The 14,045-nt window shown below is 67.4% G+C and carries 10 protein-coding genes; 4 read left to right on the forward strand and 6 right to left on the reverse strand.

Annotated features, from left to right (window positions below; translation table 11 throughout):
• Positions 1-222 precede the first annotated feature (222 nt).
• A complete protein-coding gene (locus WT60_RS33995) occupies positions 223-597 on the reverse strand; it encodes a hypothetical protein (protein WP_145986882.1) in 375 nt (124 codons plus the stop codon).
• Positions 598-784: 187 nt separating this feature from the next.
• On the opposite strand from WT60_RS33995, the gene WT60_RS26385 reads away from it, so the two are divergent.
• Complete coding sequence (locus WT60_RS26385; RefSeq protein ID WP_059581983.1) at positions 785-2,503, forward strand: CocE/NonD family hydrolase; 1,719 nt, start codon at positions 785-787, stop codon at positions 2,501-2,503.
• 347 nt (positions 2,504-2,850) lie between these two features.
• Here the strand turns inward: WT60_RS26385 and WT60_RS26390 are convergent, their stop codons facing one another.
• From WT60_RS26390 to WT60_RS34755, 5 genes are all read right to left on the reverse strand, one after another.
• A complete protein-coding gene (locus WT60_RS26390; RefSeq protein ID WP_226377337.1) occupies positions 2,851-3,579 on the reverse strand; it encodes a helix-turn-helix domain-containing protein in 729 nt (242 codons plus the stop codon).
• Positions 3,580-3,645: 66 nt separating this feature from the next.
• Positions 3,646-4,056 (reverse strand): response regulator transcription factor, encoded by a 411-nt coding sequence (locus WT60_RS26395; protein WP_038745415.1) that lies wholly within the window; start codon positions 4,054-4,056, stop codon positions 3,646-3,648.
• Between the two features lie 481 nt (positions 4,057-4,537).
• Positions 4,538-5,185, reverse strand: coding sequence for a response regulator transcription factor (locus WT60_RS26400; protein WP_038745413.1), 648 nt, complete (start codon positions 5,183-5,185; stop codon positions 4,538-4,540).
• Complete coding sequence (locus tag WT60_RS26405; protein WP_038745411.1) at positions 5,182-7,230, reverse strand: PAS domain S-box protein; 2,049 nt, start codon at positions 7,228-7,230, stop codon at positions 5,182-5,184. Before WT60_RS26405 ends, WT60_RS26400 begins: the two co-directional genes overlap by 4 nt.
• A gap of 20 nt (positions 7,231-7,250) precedes the next feature.
• A complete protein-coding gene (locus WT60_RS34755) occupies positions 7,251-7,619 on the reverse strand; it encodes a hypothetical protein (protein ID WP_162483260.1) in 369 nt (122 codons plus the stop codon).
• Positions 7,620-7,916: 297 nt separating this feature from the next.
• On the opposite strand from WT60_RS34755, the gene WT60_RS26415 reads away from it, so the two are divergent.
• Genes WT60_RS26415 through narJ form a run of 3 tightly spaced genes read left to right on the forward strand, consistent with a single transcriptional unit; the run spans position 7,917 to position 13,935 of the window.
• The gene (locus tag WT60_RS26415) at positions 7,917-11,720 is read left to right on the forward strand and encodes a nitrate reductase subunit alpha (RefSeq protein ID WP_060356189.1); all 3,804 of its coding nucleotides are present in this window, start codon (positions 7,917-7,919) and stop codon (positions 11,718-11,720) included.
• A complete protein-coding gene (narH, locus tag WT60_RS26420) occupies positions 11,717-13,246 on the forward strand; it encodes a nitrate reductase subunit beta (RefSeq protein ID WP_038745407.1) in 1,530 nt (509 codons plus the stop codon). Before WT60_RS26415 ends, narH begins: the two co-directional genes overlap by 4 nt.
• Entirely contained in the window at positions 13,243-13,935 is a 693-nt protein-coding gene (gene narJ / locus WT60_RS26425; RefSeq protein WP_038745404.1) for a nitrate reductase molybdenum cofactor assembly chaperone, read from the forward strand. Before narH ends, narJ begins: the two co-directional genes overlap by 4 nt.
• The last annotated feature ends 110 nt before the right edge of the window (positions 13,936-14,045 follow it).

The following is a 14,045-nucleotide window of genomic DNA, read 5'->3' on the forward strand; positions in this document are numbered from 1 at the left end:
CGAGTGCAATGATTCAACGCACGCCGGGCGCGACGGTGCGCTAATTGACGAAGCACGCTTGCGATGGCGGTCTCTAGCCGCAGCGCGCCGTTTGTCGGATGTCGTGGGGCAAACGCTTTTTCTACAAGATTTTTTTGCGATTTCGAAATCAGTATAGGTTCAGTTATTTTTTGTCGACGGCAACTTCATGGTATGGCCTCTCTAATCAATGACGATTTATTTTTAAAAAATAGCCAATTGTTTGATTTTGGCTGAATCATGAAAATCGGTATTGCGATCTGCTTGAAGAAAATTCTCGAAATCGCATTCATTTCGGATACGGCCCCGGCGATTCGCCGGCCGCGTGCGAATTAGGTCGCCACCAAGGTTTTCGTTGCACCGCGCCATACGATTCGCGCGGCGACCCCGCCCCGATTCGACGCGGCCGGCTCGCGCCGAATGCGCCAAATGCGCCGGATGTTCGTTTTCATCGCGTTTCCGTGTTTCGACTCGACTCGGCGTTTCGTTTCGAATGTTTACTTTATTTTTTGCGCGGGCACCGGTTTCAAACGACGACGAAGCGCGGCGGCGGCGGCTCGGCATTGCGATATGGGACACCCTCTGCGCGGCTCAAACGGTAAGCGGCGCGCACGCGCCGCCGGTTGGCGTTTTCGCACCTTTCACCCACCTTGACCCTCGGCTCGGCGAATGGCTCAATCAGTCAGCGCCGCGCTGGAATCCGCCAAGCGGGCCGCCGGCGGCGCGACCCGACCGAACAAGATCCAAGAGCAATTGGAGGAGATACATGAAGCTTGCGCGTTTCATTGGGGGCTGGAGTTTGGTGCTTGCCGCCTCGCTCGCCCACGCGGGCGTGTCCTGCCGCCCCGCGACGCCCGCCGAAGCGGCCGTCTACACGACGCCGTTCCAGTTTCCCGGCGTGAGCTCGCCGAAGGACGGCACCTGCTGGGTCAACAACCAGACCGTGACGGCGACGGACGGCACGCGTCTCACCGCGAACGTGTTCTTGCCGAAGATCACGAGCCCCGACCAGAAGTTTCCTGCGATCGTGATGATCTCGAGCTGGGCCGCAGCCGATTTCTTCGAGTATCTCGGCCAGCAGCGCAAGCTCGCGCAGGACGGCTACATCGTGCTCGCGTACACGGCGCGCGGCTTCTATCTGTCGGGCGGGCAGGTCGAGGTCGCGAGCCCGCAGGACGTGAAGGACGTATCGTCGGCGCTCGACTGGGTGTCGGCGAACACGCCCGCCGATCCCGACAAGCTCGCGGCGAGCGGCATTTCGTACGGCGCGGGGCTGTCGCTCCTCGCGCTCGCGCAGGACAAGCGGCTGAAGACGGCGGCCGCGCTCTCCGGCTGGGGCGATCTCGCCGATCAGCTCTACGGCGCGCAGTCGCCGAACGCGACGTGGAGCGCGGTGCTGTTCCTGTCCGGCAAGGTGACGGGGCGGCTCGATCCGATCGTCGACCAGTACGTGAAGGCGCTGCTCGATCCGAACACGACGCAGGCCAAGGCGGACGAGATCATCGCGTGGGCGCGGGTGCGCTCGCCGTCGACGTATCTCGACGCGCTGAACCGCCGCGGCGCGCCGGTCTTCATCAGCAAGAATTTCGAAGACGACATGTTCACGCCGAACTCGTCGCTGAAGCTGTTCTCGCAGTTGACGGTGCCGAAAAAGCTCGTGCTGAATCCGGGCATCCATGCGCAGGCCGAGATTCCGGGCGCGCTCGTCGGCGCGCCGAACGTTCCGTACGACCAGGCGCACCGCTGGTTCGACCGCTGGCTGAAAGGCGTGCAGAACGGCGTCGACACGGAGCCGAAGGTGTCGATGCAGATCAAGTTCACGAACACGCGCGAATCGTTCGACACGTGGCCCGCGAGCAACGTGCAGGCGCAGACGCTGTACGTCGCGCCGCGCGGCCCGCTGCGCTGGGATCTGTCGTGCCTGTGCAAGAAGGGCGTGTCGGGCGCGCTGCAGAGCGGGCCGAACCGCACCGCGGGCGGCGATCTGATCCAGAACTTCGCGGACACGACCGCGACGAGCGGCCCGATTCCGGTGCTGTCGACGTTCGGCGAGAGCCTCGGCGCGCCCGTCGTCAATCAGCTCGCCACCGTCAATCTCGCGACGGGCGTGCGCTACGAGGGCGCGCCGCTCGCGCAGCCGCTGCATCTGCGCGGCGTCGCGCAGCTGAACCTGCGCGCGACGCCGTCGCAGGCGCGCGCGCAGGTCGTCGCGTACCTGTACGACGTCGACGCGCTCGGCTTCGGCAAGCTGATCACGCACGGCGCGCGGACCGTGCACTGGGCGAGCCCGGGCGCGACGATCGATTTCCCGATCGAGTTTTCGGCGACCGCGTACGACGTGCCGGCGGGCCACCACATCGGCATCGTGCTCGACACGTACGACAGCCTGTATCAGCCGCCCGTCAATCCGGGCGAGCGCTTCGGCGTGACGTTCGAGTTCGATCCGAACAAGCAGTCGACGCTCGTGCTGCCGGTGCGCTCGTAACGCGCGCGCGACGCCGATCGACGGACGCGCCGCGGCGAAGTGACGAGGCGGCGCGCATCGGCGACGAAACGCCCGGCGCGAGCGGCCGGGCGTTGGCAAAAAAAATGGACGGCCGTATCGCTACGCCGTCCTCAAGCGCCTCTTTCGAGGTAGGGTATTCAGCCGTCGATTTTCGATCTCGTTCTGCTCGTGCCAGCCAGTTTGCTCCCCGTATGGTTCGGCCCCGTCGCGGCCCGGCGTGCGCCGGGCCTTCCTCGTGATGTCCGGCCTGCCTGTCTTTTTTCTATCCCCGTAGCTTTTTTCTATCCCCGTAGCGATTGTTCCGCGATCCGCGTGGCCGCCGCGCGTCACACGCGCGCGAGGCCGACCGGATCGATGATGCGAATCTGCTTGCCGCGCGGCGCGATCAGCTTGTCGCGCTGGAACTTCGACAACATCCGGCTGACGGTCTCGAGCTTCATTCCCAGATAGCAGCCGATTTCCTCGCGCGTCATCCGCAGGTTGAATTCCGCGGCCGAGTAGCCGCGCTTCTGGAAACGCTCGGAGATGTTGAGCAGGAACGCGGCGACGCGCTGGTCGGCCGTCATCGTGCCGAGCAGCATCATCTGGCTCGACTCGCGGACGATCTCGCTGCTCATCAGGCGATGCACGTGATGCTGCATCGGCTTCACGTCGCGGCACACGACTTCGAGCTGCGCGAACGGAATGATGCAGACGGTGCTGTCCTCGAGCGCGACCGCGTCGCTGTTGTGGCGGCCGGCGCACACGCCGTCGAGGCCCATCGTCTCGCCGACGATCTGGAAGCCCGTCACGTGCTCCTGGCCGTCGCGATGCATGACGACCGTCTTGAACGAGCCGGTGCGCACCGCGTAGATGCTCTGGAACGTGTCGTGCGTGCGGAACAGCGTGTCGCCGCGCTTGACCTGACGCGTCGAGCAGATCAGCGCGTCGAGCTTCGCGAATTCGTTGACGGTCAGGTCGGCGGGCATGCAGACGCTGCGCATCGCGCAGTTCGAGCAGCGCGTGGCCGGACGCTTGGCCGCGTCGTCACGCGCGGCCGCACGCACCGCTATCATCGCGCGCTGCTGCGCCGCGGGCGTCAAGGCGTTCTGCGTTTGCGCTTGCAACATGATCTGCTCCTGTCATTCGGCTGCGTGCGGTCGACGCGCGCTGGCCAGGGTCCTCACGGTGCGGCAGGCGGCGTCGACGTCGGCGGTCTTGTCGAAGAAGAAATCCGCTCCCGCGTCGCTGCATGCCGCGCGAAATGCCGGTCCGGACAGGTTGGTCAGCACGATCTTGACCACCTTCGGAGCGGCGCGCGTCAGCGCCGAAATCAACTCGAGTCCGCTGCCGCCCGTCAGTCTCAGCTCGATGACGGCGACGTCGGCGCCCGTTTCGAGAATGCCCGCGAGCGCGGCCGGAGCGTCCTCGGCCTCGCCGACCACCTCGACCCCGAGGATCGTCTCGAACAGCGACGTAAGGCGATCTCTGACCGGGGCCGCGTAGTCGGCGAGAAAGACTCTCAGCGGAGGAGTTGACTCGCGTGCATCCATGACCGGCAGTATGGTCGGCCCGGGCGCGGCGCGAAATCAGCGCCGGGTGAAAATGGGGTAGGCAATGGCGGGTTCGACGTAGGGATATTCCTACGAGGGATTGCGCGGATGCGGACAGGCGCCGGGGCGCGGGGCGGTGGAGGCGGAACGTGCGGCGGAAACGGCGCGCTCAGGGGGCCGGCGTCGAGGGCACGGCCGGCCCGGCCGTGGCGCATCGCGCGGAGGGCGCGGGGCGGCGAGCGGTCGAGTTGTCGAGCGGCGGCTCGTGGAAAGCGCGCCGCCGCAACGGCAGGCGGAATCGGGCCAAATCGATTCGAATCGGGCGGAATCGGTCAGCCACGGGCGACGAGCGCCGCCCGGTAAGGACGATAGCGGGCGAACGCAAGCGGCGAACCCGCGGCCGGCAGGCGGGCCGGGAAGCGCACGAACGAACGAGCGAGCGGCGCAGGCGCGCGCGGCCCGCCCGCGGCGACGCGCTCGATCAGACTTCGTCGCTGTCGTCGAACAGCTTGTGCCGCAGCGCGTAGCGCACGAGCGCCGCATCGTGCGGCATCTGCATCTTCTCGAGGATGCGCGCCTTGTAGGTGCTGACCGTCTTCGCGCTCACGTCGAGCGCCTGCGCGATCTCGGTGATCGTCTCGCCGGCGGCGATCCGGCGGAACACGTCGAACTCGCGGTCCGACAAGCGCTGGTGCGGCAGCGATTCGACGGGCTCGTTCAGGCTCTGCGCGAGCCGCTCGGCCATCGCGAGGCTCACGTAGACGCCGCCCGCCGCGATCTTCGTCAGCGCGCCGACGAGCTCCGCGCTCGCGCTTTCCTTCGTCATGTACCCGGACGCGCCCGCGCGAAACGCGCGCGACGCGTATTGCTGCTCCGCATGCATCGTCAGCACGAGGATGCGCAGCGCGGGCTTTTCCTCCTTGATCTGCTTGATGAGATCGATGCCGTTGCGGCCCGGCATCGACAGGTCGAGCACCAGCACCTGCGCGTCGGCCGAGCGCATCAGCTCGATGGTCGAGATGCCGTCGCACGCCTCGCCGACGACCTCGAAGCCCGTCGCGCTGCCGAGAATGTGACGCAGGCCGTCGCGCACGAGCGCGTGATCGTCCGCGATCAAGACCTTGATCATAGGAGCGCGTCCTGTTGCCGGATCGCCGCGAGCGGCAGCGCGACCTTGATCGAGAAGCCCTGTCCGGGCACGGAATCGATCGTGACGGTGCCGCTCAGCATGTGCGCGCGCTCGCGGATGCCGATGAGCCCGAACGACTTGTCGCCGTGCCTGTCGCGACGCTCGCCGGGCTGCACGCCGCGGCCGTCATCCTTGATCTGCAGCAGGCACAAGTCCTGGTCGATCGCGAGCGTGAGGTCCACGCGGGACGCGTCCGCGTGGCGCGCGACGTTGGTGAGCGCCTCCTGGACGATCCGGAACAGCGTCGTCGCGCCGGCGTTCGTGAAGCGCGTGTCGGCCGTGTCGAGCCGGCGCTCGACGTCGATCCCGTAGCGATTCGTGAAATCGTTTGCGAGCCATTCGATCGCGGGCACGAGACCGAGATCGTCGAGCATCACGGGCCGCAGGTCGGCCGCGATGCGCCGCACCGACGCAACCGTCGAATCGATGAGCCGCCGCATCCCTTGCAACTGCTGCTCGACGGCCGCGATCGGCTGCGCGTCGGCTTGCTCCTCGCGATGGCGGGCGAGTGCGATCGCGATTGCCGATACGTCCATCTTGAGCGCGGTGAGCTGCTGACCGAGATCGTCGTGCAGCTCGCGCGCGATTCGCGTCTTCTCCTCCTCGCGCACGTTCTGCAGGTTCGCGGACAGCTCGCGCAGCTCCTCGCGCGACTGGCGCAGCGCATTCTCGGCGCGCACGCGCTCGGTGACGTCGCGCAGCATCACCGTGTACAGCTTGCCGGAGCCGTCGCGGATCTGCGAGATCGACGCCTCGATCGGAAACTCCTCGCCGTTCTCGCGCAGCCCGAACAGCACGCGCTGGCGGCCCATCTGCCGCTCGGACACGCCCGTCACGCCGAACTGCTCGACGTGCTTCGCGTGCGCCGGGCGAAAGCGCTCGGGGATGAAGCGCGACAGCGACGAGCCGATCGCATCCATCGCGGACACACCGAACACGCGCTCGGCGGCCGGATTGAAGATCACGATGGTCTGCCTGTCGTCCACCGTGATGATCGCTTCCATCGACGAGCGGATGATGCCCATCATCCGCGCTTCGTTGAGCGGGCTGTCGTCGGCGTATTCGCTGCGCGCGCCGAGCCGGCCGACGAGCAGATACGCGAGCACCGCGAACAGCGCGGAGGTGGCCGCGCCGGCGACGAGCACCGTGGTCGCGACGGCGTTCGAGCGGATCGCCGCCCAGCGGTTCTCGGTCTTGTAGGCGAGGGTGAGCGGCGTGCCGCCGAAATTGAGCGGGTCCGCTCGCGTGAGCGGCGGATGCGACGAGTCCGCGCCGGCGTCGTCGCGATCGGTCGTGTAGACGAGCGCGCCGCGCTCGCCCGCCGTCAGGCGCAGGTCGATGTCGCGATCGTTCGACGTCGACAGCTCGACGAGCCGCCGCGGATCGAGCGTCGCGACCAAGAAGCCCGACGTGTCGGCGCGGCGGCGCTCCGCGGCGGGCAGCGCTTCGTTCGCGGCGTAGACGGGCAGGTAGAGCGCGAGCGTGCCGGCGCCGTTGTCCGGCGCGTACGTGCCGTCGGCCGGCGCCGCATGGGCGTCGAGCGTCGCGAGGCCGGAGTCGGCCGCGCGCAGCAGCGCGGCGCGCGCCTGCGGATCGACGCTCGCTTGCGCGGCGCCGACGATCGCTTTCGCGTCGATGAAGCCAAGCGAGCGGATCGGCGAGCGCGCACGGTCGAGATCGAGCTGCGCCTGATAGTTCGCCCAGCCGCCGGCGGCGGGCGACGCGTTCGAGCCGAGCATGCCGCGCGCGCCGCGCAGCACCGTCGTGGCGGTCAGCAGCTCCTGGCGCAGGGTTGTCGTCACATGTGCGGCGCGGCGCTCGAAACGGGCCTGCGCGGCGTCGCGCTCCTGCTGCAGCACGAGGCGCGCGACGCCGTACGACGCGGCGATGCCCAGCGCGGCGACGGCCACGGCCACGAGCGCGGCGCGCCGGTCGGTGCGGGACGCATCGCGCGATGCGCCAGGGCTGAACCCGCTGGCGGTCATGAATTCATACCTATGCTTCGTTATGCCGGTGTTGCTGGTTGGGGGGCATCGAGCGAATGCGCTCGATACGCGGCGGGTATTGGAATGCCGATATTTTGCGTGATTCCCGTCATTTTCGGCAATGCGACAACGCGGAGGCGCCGCGTGCCGAATTCTTTCAAATATTGCGCCGCGAGGCAATCGGTTCCCACCCGGCACAGCCGCGCGGACTCGACACGCGCGCGCGAGCCGCCGTCAACGTCCGCGAGCCGCGCATCGCATCGTGCGGTGCGGCATTCGCGCGACGGGCAAGAATGCGCCGCGCGCGCGATCGGCATTTTTTGCGCCGCCATGCGCGCGTCATCGATTTCACCGATATTCGGCGAGACCTCGCCATCGGCATTTTCCATGTCTTGGCGATCATTCGAATGGCGTGCGGCGCGAGTTTTCCGTTACCGATTATTTCGCTGCCGCGTCGGCGGATTCGGCCGCGCAATGGCGGCGCCCGGCCGATTTTGCATCGGATGCCGGCGCCGGCCCGATCGGCGCAAATGCCCGGCCGGCGCCGCGGCGCGCCGCCCCGGCCGGCGGCGGCGCGCGCTCCGCGCGGGCGCGACGGCGGCCGCGATTGGTTGCGTTACCTTTACTTTGCGAAGGGCCGTTGCTAGATTCAAAACCGTGCGCCTCACTCCCCCACAAGGATCGCCATGAGCCATTTCCTGGACAGGCTGCGCTTTTTCGCGACGGCCCGCCCGCAGTTTTCCGACGGGCACGGCGCGGTCACCGACGAGGACCGGAAGTGGGAAGAGGGCTACCGGCAGCGCTGGCAGCACGACAAGATCGTCCGCTCGACGCACGGCGTGAACTGCACCGGCTCGTGCTCGTGGAAGGTCTACGTGAAGGGCGGCATCGTCACGTGGGAGACGCAGCAGACCGACTATCCGCGCACGCGAGCGGACATGCCGAACCACGAGCCGCGCGGCTGCTCGCGCGGCGCGTCGTACTCGTGGTACCTGTACAGCGCGAACCGGCTCAAGTACCCGCTCGTGCGCAGCGCGCTCGTCAAGCTGTGGCGCGCGCGGCGCCGCACGATGGCGCCCGTCGACGCGTGGCGCTCGATCGTCGACGACGAAGACGCGCGGCGCGCCTATCAGAGCCGCCGCGGCCTCGGCGGCTTCGTGCGCGCGACGTGGGACGAAGTCAACGAGATCGTCGCGGCGGCGAATGTTCATACGATAGCCCGCCACGGGCCGGACCGCGTCGTCGGCTTCTCGCCGATCCCGGCGATGTCGATGGTGTCGTACGCGGCGGGCTCGCGCTATCTGTCGCTGGTGGGCGGCGTGTGCCTGAGCTTCTACGACTGGTATTGCGACCTGCCGCCCGCGTCGCCGCAGACGTGGGGCGAGCAGACCGACGTGCCCGAGTCCGCCGACTGGTACAACTCGACCTTCATCATGATGTGGGGCTCCAATGTCCCGCAGACGCGCACGCCCGACGCGCACTTCCTCGTCGAGGCGCGTTACCGGGGCACGAAGATCGTGTCGGTGTTCCCCGATTACGCCGAAGGCGCGAAGTTCGGCGACCTGTGGCTGCATCCGAAGCAGGGCACCGACGCGGCGCTCGCGCTCGCGATGGGGCACGTGATCCTGAAGGAATTCCACGTCGACGGGGCGAGCGACTATTTCTCCGATTATTGCCGCCGCTACACGGATATGCCGTGCGTCGTGCGGCTCGTGCCGCATGGCGCGGGCTACGTGCCCGAGCGGCTCGTGCGCGCGTCCGACTTCGGCGGCGCGCTCGGCGAAACCGGGCGTCCGGAATGGAAGACCGTGATGATCGACGACGCGACGGGCGAGTTCGTCGTGCCGGTCGGCTCGATCGGCTTTCGCTGGGCGCAGCAGGACGGCGGCGATCGCGGCAAGTGGAACCTGAAGGCCGAGACGTCGGCGGGCGACGCGCTCGCGCCGCGGCTGTCGCTCGCGAAAGCGCATGACGAAGTCGTCGACGTGCTGTTTCCGTACTTCGGCAACCAGCCGCACGCGCATTTCGATCACACCGCGCATCCGTCCGAGCTGTCGCGCAAGATCGGCGCGCGGCGCGTCGCGACGCCAAACGGCGAGATGCTCGTCGCGACCGTCTATGACCTGTTCGTCGCGAACTACGGAATCGATCAGGGCCTGGGCGGCCGCGACGTCGCGAAGACCTATGACGACGACGTGCCGTACACGCCCGCGTGGCAGGAGGCGATCACCGGCGTGAAGCGCGGCGACGCGATCGCCGTCGCGCGGCAGTTCGCGGAAAACGCGCACAAGACGCAGGGCAAATCGATGGTGATCGTCGGCGCGGGGATCAACCACTGGTTCCACATGGACATGACGTACCGCGCGATCATCAACATGCTGATCATGTGCGGCTGCGTCGGCAAATCGGGCGGCGGCTGGTCGCACTACGTCGGCCAGGAAAAGCTGCGGCCGCAGACCGGCTGGACCGCGCTCGCGTTCGCGCTCGACTGGCACCGGCCGCCCAGGCAGATGAATTCGACATCGTTCTTCTACGCGCACACCGACCAGTGGCGCTACGACCCGATGGACCCGGCCGCGCTCTTGTCGCCGCTCGCCGACAAGAGCCGCTTCCACGGCGCGCCGATCGACTACAACGTGCGCGCCGAGCGCATGGGCTGGCTGCCGTCCGCGCCGCAGCTCGCCGCGAATCCGCTGCGCGTCGGCGCGGACATCGCCGATCCCGCGCACGCGGGCGCGGAGATCGCGCGGCGGTTCGCGTCGGGCGAGCTGAGGATGGCGTGCGAGGACCCCGACGCGCCCGAGAACTTCCCGCGCAACCTGTTCGTGTGGCGCTCGAACCTGCTCGGCTCGTCGGGCAAGGGCCACGAATATTTCCTGAAGCACCTGCTCGGCACGACGCACGGCGTGCAGGGCGACGAGATCCGCGAAGGCGAAGGCGCGCGCCCCGAGGAAGTGACGTGGCGCGCGCAGGCGCCGCGCGGCAAGCTCGATCTGCTCGTCACGCTCGACTTCCGGATGTCGACGACCTGCATGTACTCCGACGTCGTGCTGCCGACTGCCACGTGGTACGAGAAGGACGACATGAACACGTCGGACATGCATCCGTTCATCCATCCGCTGTCGGCCGCGGTCGATCCGGCGTGGCAGTCGAAGAGCGACTGGGAGATCTTCAAGGGCATCGCGAAGCGCTTCTCGGAACTGGCCGACGGCCACCTCGGGGTCGAGCGCGACATCGTGCTTTCGCCGATCGCGCACGACAGCCCGGCGGAGCTCGCGCAGCCGTTCGACGTGCGCGACTGGAAGCGCGGCGAATGCGACGCGGTTCCCGGCAGGACGATGCCGGCCGTGACCGTCGTCGATCGCGACTATCCGAGTACGTACCGCAAGTTCACGTCGCTCGGGCCGCTGATGGACCGGCTCGGCAACGGCGGCAAGGGCATCGGCTGGGATACGAAAGACGAGGTCGCGCTGCTCGGCGCGCTCAACTATCGCGTGACCGAGGACGGCTGCGCACAAGGCCGCCCGCGGATCGACAGCGCGCTCGACGCGGCCGAGGTGATCCTCGCGCTCGCGCCGGAGACGAACGGCGCGGTCGCGGTGAGGGCGTGGCAGGCGCTCTCGCGCGTCACCGGCATCGAGCACGCGCATCTCGCGCATGCGCGCGAGGACGAGAAAGTCCGCTTTCGCGACATCCAGGCACAGCCGCGCAAGATCATCTCGTCGCCGACGTGGAGCGGAATCGAATCCGAGCACGTGTCGTACAACGCGGGCTACGTGAACGTGCACGAGCTCGTGCCGTGGCGCACGCTGAGCGGGCGGCAGCAGCTCTATCAGGATCATCCGTGGATGCGCGCGTTCGGCGAGTCGCTCTGCGCATACAAGCCGCCCGTCGATACCGGCAGCTACGCGCACATGGTCGGCCAGCGCTCGAACGGCAATCCCGAGATCGTGCTGAACTTCATCACGCCGCATCAGAAGTGGGGCATCCACAGCACGTACACGGACAACCTGCTGATGCTGACGCTCTCGCGCGGCGGGCCGATCGTCTGGATGTCGGAGCGCGACGCGCAGACGATCGGCGTCGCCGACAACGACTGGATCGAGTGCTACAACGCGAACGGCGCGCTGTGCGCGCGCGCCGTCGTGAGCCAGCGCGTGCCGCGCGGGATGGTGATGATGTATCACGCGCAGGAGAAGATCGTGAACACGCCGGGCTCGGAGATCACCGGCACGCGCGGCGGCATCCACAACTCGGTCACGCGCGTGTCGCTGAAGCCGACGCACATGATCGGCGGCTACGCGCAGCTGTCGTACGGCTTCAATTATTACGGCACCGTCGGCTCGAATCGCGACGAGTTCCTGATCGTGCGCAAGATGAAACGGATCGACTGGCTCGACGACGAAGATGAGCGCGAAGGCGGCGCGACTGCTGCCGGCGCATCGGCCGCACCGGCCGCACGCAATGCCGACGCAGGAGAAACGCGATGAAGATTCGCGCGCAGATCGCAATGGTGCTCAATCTCGACAAGTGCATCGGCTGCCACACGTGCTCGGTCACGTGCAAGAACGTGTGGACGAGCCGCGAAGGGATGGAGTACGCGTGGTTCAACAACGTCGAGACGAAGCCGGGCATCGGCTATCCGAAGGACTGGGAAAACCAGGAGCGTTGGCGCGGCGGCTGGAAGCGGCGCGCGGACGGCAGGATCGAGCCGCGCCTCGGCGGCAAGTGGCGGCTGCTCGCGCAGATCTTCGCGAATCCGCATCTGCCGGAGATCGACGATTACTACGAGCCGTTCACGTTCGACTACGCGCATCTGCAGGAAGCGGGCGACGCGCGCGCGATGCCTGTCGCGCGGCCGCGCTCGCTCGTGAGCGGCGAGCGGCTCGAGAAGATCGAGTGGGGGCCGAACTGGGAGGAGATTCTCGGCGGCGAATTCGAAAAGCGCTCGAAGGACTACAACTTCGATCACGTTCAGAAGGACATCTACGGACAGTTCGAGAACACGTTCATGATGTACTTGCCGCGGCTGTGCGAGCACTGCCTGAATCCGGCGTGCGTCGCCGCGTGCCCGTCGGGCTCGATCTACAAGCGCGAGGAAGACGGCATCGTGCTGATCGATCAGGACAAGTGCCGCGGCTGGCGAATGTGCGTGTCCGGCTGTCCGTACAAGAAGATCTACTACAACTGGCAAAGCGGCAAGGCGGAGAAATGCATCTTCTGCTATCCGCGCATCGAGGCGGGGCAGCCCACCGTGTGCTCGGAGACCTGCGTCGGCCGCATTCGCTATCTCGGCGTGCTGCTGTACGACGCGGATCGCATCGGCGACGCGGCGAGCGTCGAGCGGGAAACGGATCTGTACGGTGCGCAACTGTCGCTCTTTCTCGATCCGAACGATCCGGCGATCGCCGCTCAGGCCGAGCGCGACGGCGTGCCGGCCGCGTGGCTCGACGCGGCGAGGCGCTCGCCCGTCTACAAGATGGCGATCGACTGGAAGATCGCGTTCCCGCTGCATCCGGAGTACCGGACGCTGCCGATGGTCTGGTACGTGCCGCCGCTGTCGCCGATCAACGCGGCCGCGAACAGCGGCACGCTCGGGATGAACGGCTATTTGCCCGACGTCGAATCGCTGCGCATTCCGCTGCGCTATCTCGCGAACCTGTTGACGGCGGGCGACGAAGCGCCGGTGAAGCTCGCGCTCGAGCGGCTGCTCGCGATGCGCGCGTTCATGCGCGCGCGGCATGTCGATCGCGTCGACGCGCCGGGCGTGCTGAAGCAGGCGAGCCTGTCGATCGCGCAGGTCGACGAGATGTATCGCTATCTCGCGATCGCGAACTACGAGGATCGCTTCGTGATCCCGACGACCCATCGCGAATACGCGGAGGACGCGTTCGATCTGCGCGCGTCGTGCGGCTTCTCGTTCGGCAACGGCTGCTCGGGCGGCACGTCGGAGGCGAGCCTGTTCGGCATGAAGAAAGGCCAGCGGACGATTCCGATCAAGGAGGTGGAGCGATGAGCGACGCACCGCTCGAGCCGCGCGGCGCGGTATACGCGGCGCTGTCGGCGCTGCTCGATTATCCGGGCGACGCGCTCGTCGACGCGCTGCCTTCGATCGACGCGTGCCTGCGCGACGCGAAGGGATTGACGAACGGCGCGCGCGCGGGGCTCGCGCGCCTTGTCGCGTATCTCGGCGAGCGCGACTTGCTGACGCTGCAGGAGAACTACGTCGCGCTCTTCGATCGCGGCCGCGCGACGTCGCTGCATCTGTTCGAGCACGTGCACGGCGAATCGCGCGACCGGGGCCAGGCGATGGTCGATCTGCTGCAGATGTACGAGCGGCACGGGCTCTATCTGAGCGCGCACGAGTTGCCCGATTATCTGCCGGTGTTCCTCGAATATCTGTCGCGGCTGCCGGAGCGCGACGCGCGCAATCTGCTCGAGGAGACGGCCGAGATTCTGCAGGCGCTGGCAACGGCGCTCGCGAAGCGCGGCAGCCATTACGGCTTCGCGATCGGCGCGCTGTTGTCGCTCGCGGGCAAGGGGCGGGCGGACGTGCCCGAGTCGCCGGACGACGATGCGCACACGGCAGTCGATCACCGCGCGCTCGACGCCGACTACGCGGACGAACCGGTTCGCTTCGTCGGCGCGGAGACGCCGGGCGCGGCGGAGCCCGTGCGGTTTTACGACAAGCGGCCGGGCCGCTAGGGAAACGCTGATCAAAGGCCGGATTCGCGCTACTGAGCATGGCCCGACAAGGGTTTGCGGCGCTGCGAGCGATTGAATCAGTGTTTCCCCAGGTCGCGCAACGGGCCGCG

Source organism: Burkholderia sp. MSMB617WGS (genome assembly GCF_001532025.2).
Lineage (GTDB): Bacteria > Pseudomonadota > Gammaproteobacteria > Burkholderiales > Burkholderiaceae > Burkholderia > Burkholderia savannae.

Bases quoted from the DNA above. Each gene is read 5' to 3' on its own strand.
- WT60_RS26385 (WP_059581983.1), top strand. From the start codon at position 785: ATGAAGCTTGCGCGTTTCATTGGGGGCTGGAGTTTGGTGCTTGCCGCC.
- WT60_RS26390 (WP_226377337.1), bottom strand. From the start codon at position 3,579: ATGATAGCGGTGCGTGCGGCCGCGCGTGACGACGCGGCCAAGCGTCCG.
- WT60_RS26395 (WP_038745415.1), bottom strand. From the start codon at position 4,056: ATGGATGCACGCGAGTCAACTCCTCCGCTGAGAGTCTTTCTCGCCGAC.
- WT60_RS26400 (WP_038745413.1), bottom strand. From the start codon at position 5,185: ATGATCAAGGTCTTGATCGCGGACGATCACGCGCTCGTGCGCGACGGC.
- WT60_RS26405 (WP_038745411.1), bottom strand. From the start codon at position 7,230: ATGACCGCCAGCGGGTTCAGCCCTGGCGCATCGCGCGATGCGTCCCGC.
- WT60_RS34755 (WP_162483260.1), bottom strand. From the start codon at position 7,619: ATGGAAAATGCCGATGGCGAGGTCTCGCCGAATATCGGTGAAATCGAT.
- WT60_RS26415 (WP_060356189.1), top strand. From the start codon at position 7,917: ATGAGCCATTTCCTGGACAGGCTGCGCTTTTTCGCGACGGCCCGCCCG.
- narH (WP_038745407.1), top strand. From the start codon at position 11,717: ATGAAGATTCGCGCGCAGATCGCAATGGTGCTCAATCTCGACAAGTGC.
- narJ (WP_038745404.1), top strand. From the start codon at position 13,243: ATGAGCGACGCACCGCTCGAGCCGCGCGGCGCGGTATACGCGGCGCTG.